General features: G+C 51.3%; 8 protein-coding genes. All 8 read left to right on the top strand.

Annotation, left to right across the window (positions count from 1 at the left end; translation table 11 throughout):
• Positions 1-48 precede the first annotated feature (48 nt).
• The 8 genes from carB to mreD all read left to right on the top strand — a co-directional run bounded on the left by carB (position 49) and on the right by mreD (position 13,018).
• Positions 49-3,270 (top strand): carbamoyl-phosphate synthase (glutamine-hydrolyzing) large subunit, encoded by a 3,222-nt coding sequence (gene carB, locus C3V43_RS07635; RefSeq protein ID WP_106069290.1) that lies wholly within the window; start codon positions 49-51, stop codon positions 3,268-3,270.
• A 443-nt stretch (positions 3,271-3,713) separates the two neighbouring features.
• On the top strand, positions 3,714-4,625 hold the full coding sequence (locus C3V43_RS07630; RefSeq protein ID WP_106069289.1) for a nucleotidyltransferase family protein: 912 nt from the start codon (positions 3,714-3,716) through the stop codon (positions 4,623-4,625).
• Between the two features lie 234 nt (positions 4,626-4,859).
• The gene (gene abc-f, locus C3V43_RS07625; RefSeq protein ID WP_106069288.1) at positions 4,860-6,839 is read left to right on the top strand and encodes a ribosomal protection-like ABC-F family protein; all 1,980 of its coding nucleotides are present in this window, start codon (positions 4,860-4,862) and stop codon (positions 6,837-6,839) included.
• A gap of 26 nt (positions 6,840-6,865) precedes the next feature.
• Entirely contained in the window at positions 6,866-8,902 is a 2,037-nt protein-coding gene (locus C3V43_RS07620; protein ID WP_106069287.1) for a M13 family metallopeptidase, read from the top strand.
• 167 nt (positions 8,903-9,069) lie between these two features.
• Positions 9,070-10,593 carry a bifunctional phosphoribosylaminoimidazolecarboxamide formyltransferase/IMP cyclohydrolase gene (gene purH / locus C3V43_RS07610; RefSeq protein WP_106069285.1) on the top strand — a complete coding sequence of 508 codons (1,524 nt, stop codon included), beginning with the start codon at positions 9,070-9,072 and terminating at the stop codon, positions 10,591-10,593.
• Between the two features lie 30 nt (positions 10,594-10,623).
• Complete coding sequence (locus C3V43_RS07605) at positions 10,624-11,646, top strand: rod shape-determining protein (protein ID WP_106041018.1); 1,023 nt, start codon at positions 10,624-10,626, stop codon at positions 11,644-11,646.
• A gap of 29 nt (positions 11,647-11,675) precedes the next feature.
• A complete protein-coding gene (mreC, locus tag C3V43_RS07600; protein ID WP_106069284.1) occupies positions 11,676-12,521 on the top strand; it encodes a rod shape-determining protein MreC in 846 nt (281 codons plus the stop codon).
• The gene (gene mreD / locus C3V43_RS07595) at positions 12,521-13,018 is read left to right on the top strand and encodes a rod shape-determining protein MreD (RefSeq protein WP_106069283.1); all 498 of its coding nucleotides are present in this window, start codon (positions 12,521-12,523) and stop codon (positions 13,016-13,018) included. The genes mreC and mreD overlap by 1 nt, the downstream gene beginning before the upstream one ends.
• Positions 13,019-13,054: the final 36 nt, after the last annotated feature.

Below are 13,054 nucleotides of genomic sequence, written 5' to 3'. Positions count from 1 at the left end.
TTATGCCAAGATGTGAGAAGGAAACCTAATTGACAACAATAAGAGAATATGGAAAAGAATTTAAAGAAAGTGCTCGTCTTGGGCTCTGGTGCACTCAAGATCGGTCAGGCCGGAGAATTTGATTATTCGGGGTCGCAGGCTTTGAAGGCATTGCGCGAAGAAGGTGTAGCTTCTGTTTTGGTGAATCCCAACATTGCCACCATTCAAACATCGGAAGGTATTGCGGACAAAGTGTATTTTTTGCCGGTAACTCCTTACTTCGTGGAGGAAATCATCAAGAAAGAACGTCCCGATGGCATTCTGCTGGCATTTGGCGGGCAGACAGCCTTGAATTGCGGTACCGAATTGTATCTGAACGGTGTGCTTGAGAAATATGGTGTGCGTGTGCTGGGCACTTCGGTAGAAGCCATCATGTACACTGAAGACCGCGACCTCTTTGTGAAGAAGCTCGACGAGATTCCGATGAAGACACCCCAAAGCCGTGCGGTAGAAAGTATGGCAGATGCGCTGAAGGCAGCCCGTGAAATCGGCTATCCGGTGATGGTGCGTTCGGCTTATGCTCTGGGCGGTTTGGGTAGCGGCATCTGTCCGGACGAGGAAGCTTTCGTGAAGCTGGCCGAAAGTTCTTTTACCTTCTCTAAGCAAATTCTGGTAGAAGAGTCGCTGAAAGGTTGGAAAGAAATAGAGTTCGAGGTTATCCGCGATGCGAACGACCACTGTTTCACGGTGGCGAGCATGGAGAATTTCGACCCGTTGGGCATTCATACGGGTGAGTCTATCGTGGTGGCTCCCACTTGTTCGCTGACCGATGAGCAGGTGAAGATGTTGCAGGAACTCTCCACGAAATGTATCCGTCATTTGGGCATCGTGGGCGAGTGCAACATTCAGTATGCGTTCAATGCCGAGACGAACGACTATCGCGTCATCGAGGTGAATGCCCGTCTGTCCCGTTCTTCGGCATTGGCATCGAAAGCCACCGGTTATCCGCTGGCGTTTGTGGCTGCCAAGATTGCGTTGGGCTACACGCTCGACCAAATCGGCGAGATGGGAACTCCCAATTCGGCTTATGCCGCTCCGCAGCTGGATTACTTGATTTGCAAGATTCCCCGTTGGGACTTGACCAAGTTCGTAGGTGTGAGCCGTGAAATCGGTTCAAGCATGAAGTCGGTGGGCGAAATCATGTCCATCGGACGCTCTTTCGAGGAAATCATACAGAAAGGCCTGCGCATGATCGGTCAGGGCATGCACGGCTTTGTGGGCAACGAAGGGCTGGAGTTCGGCGATTTGGACTATGAATTGTCGCATCCCACAGACCTGCGTATCTTTGCCATTGCCGCAGCTTTGGAGAAGGGCTATACCATCGACCGCATCTTCGAACTGACGAAAATCGACCCGTGGTTCCTTGGCAAGCTGAAGAACATTGTGGACTACAAGCAAAAGCTCTCCCTATATAATAAGGTGGAAGATGTTCCGGCCGACGTGCTGCGCGGTGCAAAGGTGCTGGGCTTCTCCGACTTCCAGATTGCGCGCTTTGTGCTCAATCCGCAGGGAAACATGGAGAAGGAGAACCTTGCCGTGCGTGCCCGCCGTAAGGAACTGGGCATCTTGCCTGCCGTGAAGCGCATCAATACGGTGGCTTCCGAACAGCCCGAACTGACGAACTACCTCTACATGACGTATGCTGTTCAGGGCTACGATGTGAATTATTATAAGAACGAGAAGTCGGTAGTGGTGCTTGGTTCCGGTGCATACCGCATCGGCTCGTCCGTAGAGTTCGACTGGTGCTCGGTGAATGCCGTGCAGACAGCCCGTAAACTGGGTTACAAGTCCATCATGATTAACTATAACCCCGAAACCGTTTCCACGGACTACGACATGTGCGACCGCCTGTACTTCGACGAGCTCTCCTTCGAGCGTGTGCTCGACGTAATCGACCTCGAGCAACCGCGCGGAGTTATCGTGTCGGTGGGCGGACAGATTCCGAACAATCTGGCCATGAAACTCCATCGCCAGTCCGTTCCTATTTTGGGCACATCGCCGGTATCCATCGACCGTGCCGAAAACCGCAACAAGTTCTCGGCCATGCTCGACCAGTTGGGCATCGACCAACCCGCTTGGCAGGAACTCACCAGCTTGGAAGACGTGAAGGGATTTGTGGAGAAAGTGGGCTATCCGGTGCTGGTGCGTCCCTCGTACGTGCTTTCGGGTGCGGCAATGAATGTGTGCTACGATGAAGAAGAGCTGGAGAACTTCCTGAAGATGGCGGCCGAGGTGTCGAAGGAATATCCGGTTGTCGTATCGCAGTTCTTGCAGAATACCAAAGAGATAGAGTTCGACGCGGTGGCTCAGAACGGCGAAGTGGTGGAATATGCCATTTCCGAACACGTGGAGTTTGCCGGTGTGCATTCGGGCGACGCCACGCTGGTGTTCCCCGCACAGAAGATTTACTTTGCAACGGCACGCCGCATCAAGAAAATCAGCCGTCAGATTGCGAAGGAACTCAATATCTCCGGGCCTTTCAACATTCAGTTCCTTGCGCGCAACAACGAGGTGAAGGTGATAGAGTGCAACCTGCGTGCTTCGCGCAGCTTCCCGTTCGTCTCCAAGGTGCTGAAGCGCAACTTCATCGAGACGGCCACCCGCATCATGCTGGATGCTCCTTACACCCGGCCGGACAAGTCGGCGTTCGACATCGACCGCATCGGCGTAAAGGCTTCGCAATTCTCCTTCTCCCGTCTGCACAAGGCCGACCCGGTGCTGGGCGTGGACATGTCGTCCACGGGCGAGGTGGGCTGCATCGGTGACGACTTTTCCGAAGCGTTGCTCAATGCGATGATAGCCACCGGATTCACCATTCCCCGGAAAGGCGTGATGTTCTCGTCCGGTGCCATGAAGTCGAAAGTGGATTTGCTGGACGCAAGCCGCATGCTCTGTGCCAAGGGATATAAGATTTATGCCACGGCAGGAACGGCCGCTTTCCTCAATGCACACGGTGTGACGACGGAAGCTGTTTACTGGCCCGATGAACGCCCCGAAGCCGAAAACAACGTGATGAAGATGATTGCCGACCATGCGTTCGACCTGATTGTCAATATCCCGAAGAACCATACGAAACGCGAATTGACAAATGGCTACAAGATTCGTCGCGGCGCCATCGACCACAACATCCCGTTGATTACGAATGCCCGTCTGGCAAGTGCTTTCATCGAAGCCTTCTGCGAGATGAAACTCGAAGATATTCAAATAAAGAGCTGGCAGGAATATCAATAAGCCGCGCTTCGCTAAAGATTGAAACCGCTTTTAAGGCGTGTTCCATTGTTCCTCTTGGGGAAACTGTGGAGCACGCCTTTGCTGTGTCTCCTTGTTTGTCGGCCGGTGGGGGAATGTAGTGCTTGATGTAAATATTTATTTAAAAAAGAGGCGCGGTCCCTTCTCCCCCTTCAGGGGCGTGTTTCGGCAAGGGGTTCGTTCCTCGGTGTGGAAGGCCTCGTTCCTCACCGAGGAACACCCTCTTCCTCACCGAGGAACGAGGTCATGGTCGGCGAGGATAAAATCTCCCCCTGTGTAAGGGCGTATGTTTGTATGGAAAGGTTACCGTGGCGTTGGGAGAATGCCACTTTTGTGTCTTCGTATTGTCTGAGTTCGGCAATTTTTTCGTACGTTTGCAGGTGCAATCAATGCTGATACACTAACCTTTTTTAATAACAACTGACATGAAACCAACTTTATTCTTATTGGCCGCCGGTATGGGCAGCCGTTACGGTGGCTTGAAACAGCTGGACGGACTGGGTCCCAACGGTGAAACAATCATGGACTATTCCATTTACGACGCCATCAATGCGGGCTTCGGCAAACTCGTTTTCGTTATCCGCAAGGATTTCGAGCAGGATTTTCGCGACAAGATTATTTCCAAATACGAAGGACACATCCCGTGCGAACTGGTATTCCAGTCCATCGACGCCCTGCCCGAAGGGTTCACCTGCCCCGAAGGACGCACCAAACCGTGGGGTACGAACCATGCCGTCATGATGGGAGCCGACGTGATAAAAGAACCTTTTGCCGTAATCAACTGCGACGACTTCTATGGCCGCGATTCCTTCCAAGTGATGGGCAAATTTCTTTCTGCCCTGCCCGAAGGTTCGAAGAATGTCTACTCCATGGTGGGTTTCCGCATCGGCAATACGCTGAGCGAAAGCGGTACAGTGTCTCGCGGGCTTTGCGGAACGGATGCCGGCAACCTGCTGACTTCCGTGGTAGAGCGTACCAAGATTCAGCGTATGGACGGCGAAGTGAAATACATCGACGACAACGGCGAGTGGGCTGTTACTCCTGAGACTACTCCGGTCAGCATGAACTTCTGGGGCTTTACTCCCGACTATTTTGCTTACAGCGCCGATTTCTTCAAGACCTTCCTCAGCGACCCGAAGAACATGGAGAACCTCAAGAGCGAGTTTTTCATCCCCTTGATGGTAGACAAGCTGATTCATGACGGTACGGCGACCTGCGAAGTGCTCGATACGACCAGCAAGTGGTTCGGCGTCACTTATCCGGAAGACCGCCAAAGCGTGGTGGACAAGATTCAGGCATTGGTGAATGCGGGCGAATATCCTGCCAAGCTGTTCTAAGTCCTCCGCCTCATTGAAAGACTTATCATAAAGGTATTCCGCAAATATCTTTACACTATCTGTAAGCACGGGTCTCACAGGTTTCACGGTCTCTTCATGGCCGTGCCCGTTCTGTGAAGTCCGTGCTTGCCGCATTGTCTTGCGGATGTTTCAAGCAGTTTTTAAGGCTATCGGGAGTTATGTGGTTGGAAATCGTTATCTTTGCCACTCCAAAACGATTATTTCATTGACATTATGATATCAGTAGAAGGATTGAAGGTGGAGTTTAACGCCACGCCTCTATTCGAAGACATCTCTTACGTTATCAATAAAAAAGACCGCATAGCCCTTGTGGGCAAGAACGGTGCGGGGAAGTCCACCATGCTCAAGATTCTGGCAGGCTTGCAGCAACCCACTGCGGGCACTGTGTCCGTTCCCCGCGAATGTACCGTCGGCTACCTGCCGCAGGTGATGGTGCTCAGCGATAAGCGCACCGTGATGCAGGAGGCCGAGCTTGCTTTCGAGCACATCTTCGAGATGCAGGCCGGCATGGAACGTATGAATCGGCAGCTTGCCGAGCGCACCGATTATGAAAGCGAGGACTACCGGAAACTGATTGACCGCTTCACGCACGAAAACGAGCGCTTCCTGATGATGGGCGGCACCAACTATCGTGCCGAAATAGAGCGCACCTTGCAGGGGCTTGGCTTCAGGCGTACGGATTTCGACCGCCCCACCGGCGAGTTCTCGGGCGGGTGGCGCATGCGCATCGAGCTTGCCAAGTTGCTGCTTCGCCGTCCCGACGTGTTGCTGCTCGACGAGCCTACCAACCACCTCGACATAGAGAGCATACAGTGGCTGGAGAATTTCCTCTCCACCCGTGCCAATGCGGTGGTGCTCGTCAGCCACGACCGCGCTTTCCTGAACAACGTAACCACCCGCACCATCGAGATTACTTGCGGACGCATTTACGACTATAAAGTGAAGTACGACGAGTTTGTGGCACTCCGTAAGGAACGCCGCGAACAGCAACTCCGCGCTTACGAGAATCAGCAGAAGCAGATACAGGACACGGAGGATTTCATCGAGCGTTTCCGCTACAAGGCCACCAAAGCCGTGCAGGTGCAGAGCCGCATCAAGCAACTGGAAAAGATAGAACGTATTGAGGTGGACGAAGAGGATAACTCGGCGCTTCGCTTGAAGTTTGTGTGCAGCAGCCGTAGCGGAAACTATCCGCTCATCTGCGAGGATGTGGCCAAGGCATACGGCGGGCATGTCATTTTTCATGACGTAAACCTGACCATCAACCGGGGAGAAAAAGTGGCTTTTGTGGGCAAGAACGGAGAAGGAAAATCCACGCTGGTAAAGTGTATCATGGACGAGATTACCGATTATACCGGGAAGCTGACGCTGGGTCACAACGTGCAAATCGGCTATTTCGCACAGAACCAAGCCCAATTGCTGGATGGCGAACGGACGGTGTTCGACACGATAGACCGTGTGGCCGTAGGAGATATCCGGCTGAAAATACGCGACATACTCGGTGCTTTCATGTTCGGCGGCGAGGCTTCGGACAAAAAAGTGAAAGTGCTTTCGGGCGGAGAGCGTACACGGCTTGCCATGATTAAACTGTTGCTCGAACCGGTGAACTTCCTGATTCTGGACGAACCGACCAACCACCTTGACATGCGTTCCAAGGATGTGCTGAAGGAGGCGATTCGTGATTTTGACGGCACGGTGATTATTGTCAGCCACGACCGTGATTTTCTGGACGGACTGGCGACTAAAGTATATGAGTTCGGTGGAGGATTGGTGAAAGAACACCTTTGCGGCATCTACGAGTTCTTGCAAAAGAAACAACTGGAAAACCTCAATGAGTTGCAACCGGTATCTGCTTCTTCGGCAGGAGAAGCGGGAAGCGCCGGTAAGGAAAGAAAGGCGGACGTAAAAGAAAACGAGACCGGCCGGTTCTCTGCGGCTAAACTCTCGTATGAGGAGCAGAAGGAACTCAACAAGAGATTGAAGAAGCTGGAACGCCGCGTGGCCGACTGTGAAGCGGAGATAGGAGAGATAGAATCGGCCATTGCCATCATAGAAGATAAGATGGCAACGCCGGAAGGCGCGTCGGACATGTCTCTATACGAACAGCATCAAAAACTGAAATCCCGGCTCGACAGCGTGATGGAAGAGTGGGATGCCGCCTCTTCCGAATGGGAGGAGGCGAAACGGCAATGACGTTTTTATAACCTAATTTTCATAGTATGAGGAAAAAACATTTACTACCCTTTGCGGCATTCTGCCTGATGGCGGCATCCTGCAACACAGGCAAGCAACAGACCGAGCTTACGGCCGGCATTCAGCTTGCCAATCTTGACACAATGGCTCTGCCCGGTACCGACTTTTATCAATACGCTTGCGGCGGCTGGGTAAAAAACAATCCGATTCCGGCGGAATACTCTCAGTATGGTTCTTTTACCATTCTTGCGGAAAACAACCGCAAGCAGATACAAGGGCTTATCGAGGAGTTGGCGTCCGTTTCGCACGAAGCGGGCAGTGTGGCTCAGAAAATCGGCGATTTGTATAAGATTGTGATGGACAGCGTGAAGCTGAATCAAGACGGTGCGGCTCCCATCAAGGCCGAACTCGACAGGCTGGGCTCCTTGAAGGACACCAAACAAGTGTATGCGCTTTTGGGCGAACTGCAACGAAAAGGCATCGTGGCCTACAATATCCTCTATGTGGGTGCCGACGAGATGAACAGCAGCATGAATGCAGCCCAGACCTATCAGGCCGGTTTGAGCATGGGCGAGCGCGAATACTATCTGGAGAATGACGCCGCCACTGCGCGAATTCGTGAAGCATTCCGCACGCATGTGCAGAAGATGTTCCTGCTGGCAGGTTTCGACGAGGCGGTGGCCAAGCAGGGAATGGAAACGGTGATGGAGGTGGAAACACGCCTTGCCGAAGCCTACCGCTCGCGCACGGAGCTGCGCGACCCGCATGCCAATTACAACAAAATGTCCATGGAAGAGCTGAAGAAGAATTATCTTACTTTCGATTGGGACACCTATTTGTCTGCCTTAGGACTGAAAAATATGAAAGAAATCATCATCGGCCAGCCTGCTTCGTTGAAGGCTGCTGCCGACATCTTGAATACGCTTCCTGTGGCACGGCAAGGCCTTTACTTGCAGTGGAAATTGATTGACGCTGCGGCAAGTCGTCTGAACGATGCCCTGGCCGAACAGAATTTCGATTTCTACGAGCGCACCATGAGCGGCACACAAGAGATGCAACCCCGTTGGAAGAGAGCGGTGAGCACCGTGAGCGCGGCTTTAGGCGAAGCCGTGGGGCAGATGTACGTTGGGAAGTACTTTCCGGCTGCTGCCAAAGAACGTATGGTGGCTTTGGTGAAAAACTTGCAGGAGAGCTTGGGCGAACGCATAAAGAACCTGCAATGGATGAGTGACTCCACGAAAGTTAAAGCGCTGGAGAAATTAGCCACTTTCCATGTGAAAATCGGGTATCCGGACAAATGGAAAGACTATTCCACTTTGGAAATCAAGAACGATTCTTATTGGGCAAACATGGAGCGTGCCAGCGAGTGGGAACACGCTGAAATGATAGCCAAAATGGGTAAACCGGTAGACAGGGATGAATGGGGCATGACACCGCAAACCGTCAATGCCTATTACAATCCCACCACGAACGAAATCTGTTTCCCGGCAGGTATCTTGCAATACCCCTTCTTCGACATGAATGCGGACGATGCCTTCAATTACGGTGCCATTGGTGTGGTGATAGGTCATGAGATGACTCACGGATTCGATGACCAAGGACGCCAGTACGACAAGGACGGTAACTTGAAAGACTGGTGGACGGCTGAAGACTCCAAGCGTTTCGACGAGCGCACTCAAACGATGGTGAACTTCTTCGACAGTATCGAGGTGGCTCCGGGGGTACATGCCAACGGACGCATGACTTTGGGCGAGAACATTGCCGACCACGGCGGATTGCAGGTCTCTTATCAGGCATTCAAGAAAGCCACGGCTACCGCTCCGCTTGCTGTGAAAGACGGCTTTACGCCCGAACAACGCTTCTTCCTCGCATACTCCGGTGTGTGGGCCAACAATATCCGCCCCGAAGAGGTGCTGAACCGTACTAAAAGTGATGTCCATTCGCTTGGCAAGTGGCGTGTGAACGGTGCGTTGCCGCATATCGGCGCATGGTACGAGGCATTCAATGTCACGGAGAAAGATCCGATGTTCCTACCGGTAGAAAAGCGCGTTTCTATCTGGTAAGGCAAAAAAGATGCTTATTGAGAAAGGCGGCAAACCGGTGACGGGTGTCGCCTTTTTTAATTATGCCTAATTTATTGTATATGAATGTATGTACGAATAAACAAAATTTGTAACTTTGCACATTCAGAATAGAATATACATACGCATACTTTTTAATACGCAAATCCATGTCTGAAACAAAAAGAATCAAAACAGCTTTGGTATCCGTTTACCATAAGGAAGGTTTGGACGAAATCATCACCAAACTACACGAAGAAGGGGTCGAATTTCTCTCGACCGGAGGCACCCGACAATTTATAGAATCCTTGGGCTATCCCTGTAAAGCTGTGGAGGACCTCACTTCTTATCCTTCCATCTTGGGCGGACGCGTAAAGACGTTGCATCCGAAGGTCTTCGGCGGTATCCTTTGCCGTCGCGGATTGGAGCAGGATATGCAGCAAATCGGTAAATATGATATTCCCGAAATAGACCTTGTCATCGTCGACCTTTATCCGTTCGAGGCTACTGTTGCCGGCGGTGCCGATGAACCGGCCATTATCGAGAAGATAGACATAGGCGGTATCTCTTTGATTCGTGCTGCAGCCAAGAATTATAGCGACGTGGTTATCGTTGCTTCGCAGGCTCAGTATCAGCCGTTCCGCGATATGTTGATGGAACACGGCGCCGTTACTTCGCTCGAAGAACGCCGTTGGTTTGCCAAAGAAGCCTTTGCCGTTTCTTCCCACTACGACTCGGCCATCTTCAACTACTTTGATGCCGAGGAAGGCTCGGCGTTCCGCCAATCGGCCAATAATCAGAAAATGTTGCGCTATGGAGAGAATCCGCATCAGAAAGGTTACTTCTACGGAAACCTCGACGCCATGTTCGACCAGATTCATGGAAAAGAAATCTCTTACAACAACTTGCTTGACATCAATGCCGCCGTCGAACTGATCGACGAATTCGACGATGTCACTTTCGCTATTCTGAAACATAACAATGCCTGCGGTTTGGCTTCCCGTCCCACCGTTCTGGAAGCATGGAAGGATGCTCTTGCAGGTGATCCGGTATCGGCCTTCGGCGGTGTTCTCATCACTAATGCGGTGATTGACAAGGCTGCTGCCGAAGAAATCAATAAGATTTTCTTTGAAGTGATTATCGCTCCCGATTATGACGTGGATGCGTTGGAAATCCTCGGCCAGAAGAAGAACCGGATTATCCTTGTGCGTAAACAGACGGCTCTGCCCAAGAAGCAGTTCCGCTCTTTGTTGAACGGTGTGCTGGTGCAGGACCGTGATCTGAAGGTAGAAACGCATGACGATTTGAAGACGGTTACCGCAAAGACGCCCACCGCTCAAGAAACGGAAGATATGCTTTTTGCGAATAAGATTGTGAAAAACAGTAAGTCGAACGCTATTGTGTTGGCTAAAGGCAAGCAGTTGCTGGCAAGCGGTGTGGGGCAGACCAGCCGTGTGGATGCGTTGAAGCAGGCCATCGAGAAAGCCAAGACTTTCGGGTTCGACCTGCATGGTGCCGTCATGGCAAGCGATGCTTTCTTCCCCTTCCCCGACTGTGTGGAAATAGCGGGCAACGAAGGAGTGACGGCCGTTATTCAGCCGGGTGGAAGCATCAAGGACGAACTGTCGTTTGAATATTGCAATGAACATGGCATTGCAATGGTCATCACAGGCTTCCGTCATTTTAAACACTAATTGTAATAACCTATAATAAAGTATCGTTAGATGGGATTATTCTCTTTTACTCAAGAAATAGCGATGGACCTTGGCACAGCCAATACCATCATCACCACGAATGGTAAGATTGTGGTGGATGAACCTTCGGTAGTGGCATTGGACCGTCGAACCGATAAGATGATTGCCGTGGGCGACAAGGCAAAGATGATGCACGAAAAGACCCACGAAAACATACGCACCATCCGTCCGCTTCGCGACGGCGTGATTGCGGATTTCTATGCTTGCGAACAGATGATTCGCGGACTCATCAAGATGGTGAATAACCGCAACCGCTTGTTCTCTCCTTCACTGCGCATGGTCATCGGCGTTCCTTCGGGAAGTACCGAAGTGGAACTGCGTGCCGTGCGCGACTCTGCCGAGCATGCCGGCGGACGTGACGTTTACCTGATTTTCGAACCGATGGCTGCCGCTATCGGTATCGGTATCGACGTGGAGGCTCCCGAAGGAAACATGATTGTGGATATAGGCGGAGGTTCTACGGAAATCGCCGTAATCTCATTGGGAGGTATCGTGGCCAATAACTCCATCCGTATTGCCGGTGATGATCTTACCGCCGATATTCAGGAGTACATGAGCCGTCAGCACAACGTGAGGGTCAGCGAACGTATGGCCGAGCGTATCAAAATAAACGTGGGTGCCGCACTGACCGATTTGGGTGAGGATGCGCCGGAAGATTATATCGTTCATGGGCCGAACCGTATCACGGCATTGCCGATGGAGGTGCCCGTGTGCTATCAGGAAGTGGCGCATTGTCTGGAGAAGTCCATCTCCAAAATTGAGACTGCCATTCTGAATGCATTGGAGAATACTCCTCCCGAACTCTATGCCGATATTGTACACAACGGCATTTATCTGGCCGGTGGAGGCGCTTTGCTTCGCGGATTGGACAAACGTCTGACGGATAAAATAAACATCCCGTTCCACATTGCCGAAGACCCTCTGCACGCAGTGGCCAAAGGTACGGGCATAGCGTTGAAGAATGTTGAGCGCTTCTCGTTCTTGATGAGATGACGGACAACCCCATTCAATAGCTTGTCGATATGCGGAATCTACTGAACTTTCTCATTAAATACAATTACTGGTTCCTCTTTCTGTTGTTAGAGGTGACCAGTTTTGTTTTATTGTTTCGCTTTAACCGCTACCAGCAGAGTGTGTATTTCACCTCTGCCAATAGTGTGGCGGGAAAGATTTATGAAGTATCGGGAGGCATCACTTCCTATTTTCATTTGAAGTCGGTCAATGAAGACCTGCTCGACCGCAACATGTGGTTAGAGCAGCGTGTCTCTTTTCTGGAGAATACGTTGAGAGAGAAAGGACTCGATTCCGTGAAACTTTATAGCATGGCTCGGCTGGCTCCTGCCGAATACCGTATTTTCAAGGCGAACGTTATAAAGAACAGTCTGAATAAGGCCGATAACTACATTACCTTGAGCCGTGGAACGCTGGATGGCATCGCCCCTGAAATGGGAGTGGTGGATGCCAATGGGGTAGTGGGAATCGTTTATAAGACGTCTCCCCATTATTCGCTGGTGATTCCGTTGCTGAACAGCAAGTCCAGTATCAGCTGTAAGATTGTGGGCAGTGACTATTTCGGTTATCTGAAGTGGGAGGGAGGAGATTCCCGTTTCGCTTATCTGAAGGATTTGCCCCGTCATGCGGAGTTCAATCTGGGCGATACGGTAGTGACCAGCGGTTATTCGACCGTATTCCCCGAAGGTATTGTAGTGGGTACGGTGGATGACATGTCCGATTCGCACGATGGGCTTTCCTATTTGTTGAAGATAAAGCTGGCTACCGACTTCGGAAAAGTGAGCAATGTGCGTGTCATATCCCGTAGCGGGCAGGAAGAACAGAAGGCATTGGAAAAGGAGAAGGAGATGGAGTAATGGCGATCAGTTATTTACATAAGATAGGGTGGCTTATCGGTTTGGTGCTGTTGCAGGTGCTGATATTGAATAATGTGCATATCATGGGATATGCCACACCGTTTCTGTACATTTATTTAATACTGAAATTCGAGTCGGACGCTTCTCGCAATGAGTTGATGTTGTGGGCGTTCTTTCTGGGATTGACCGTGGATGTTTTTTCCGATACGCCGGGGATGAATGCGGCGGCTGCGGTGTTGCTGGCTTTCCTGCGACCTATGTTCCTTCGTTTGTTCATTCCTCGTGATACGTTGGACGGTATTGTGCCTACTGTGCGTGCAATGGGCTTTTCGCCTTTCTTGAAATATTTGGTTGTCGGTGTTTTTGTGCATCATGGAATGTTGCTTGTTGTGGAGTTCTTTTCTTTGGCTCATATAGGAGCGCTGTTTCTGAGGATTGCGACAAGCACGCTCCTTACGGTGGGATGCATTATGGCGGTGGAGGGGATTAGACGTTAGATGTGAGGTGTTGGACATTAGACGTCAAGGATTAGC

The sequence above is a fragment of the Prevotella heparinolytica genome (assembly GCF_002998535.1).
Lineage (GTDB): Bacteria > Bacteroidota > Bacteroidia > Bacteroidales > Bacteroidaceae > Bacteroides > Bacteroides heparinolyticus.
This window is presented reverse-complemented; position numbering and strand designations above follow the sequence as displayed.

Coding starts and splice junctions, on each gene's coding strand:
- mreD (WP_106069283.1), top strand. CDS start 12,521: ATGGCGATCAGTTATTTACATAAGATAGGGTGGCTTATCGGTTTGGTG.
- carB (WP_106069290.1), top strand. CDS start 49: ATGGAAAAGAATTTAAAGAAAGTGCTCGTCTTGGGCTCTGGTGCACTC.
- mreC (WP_106069284.1), top strand. CDS start 11,676: ATGCGGAATCTACTGAACTTTCTCATTAAATACAATTACTGGTTCCTC.
- C3V43_RS07605 (WP_106041018.1), top strand. CDS start 10,624: ATGGGATTATTCTCTTTTACTCAAGAAATAGCGATGGACCTTGGCACA.
- purH (WP_106069285.1), top strand. CDS start 9,070: ATGTCTGAAACAAAAAGAATCAAAACAGCTTTGGTATCCGTTTACCAT.
- C3V43_RS07620 (WP_106069287.1), top strand. CDS start 6,866: ATGAGGAAAAAACATTTACTACCCTTTGCGGCATTCTGCCTGATGGCG.
- abc-f (WP_106069288.1), top strand. CDS start 4,860: ATGATATCAGTAGAAGGATTGAAGGTGGAGTTTAACGCCACGCCTCTA.
- C3V43_RS07630 (WP_106069289.1), top strand. CDS start 3,714: ATGAAACCAACTTTATTCTTATTGGCCGCCGGTATGGGCAGCCGTTAC.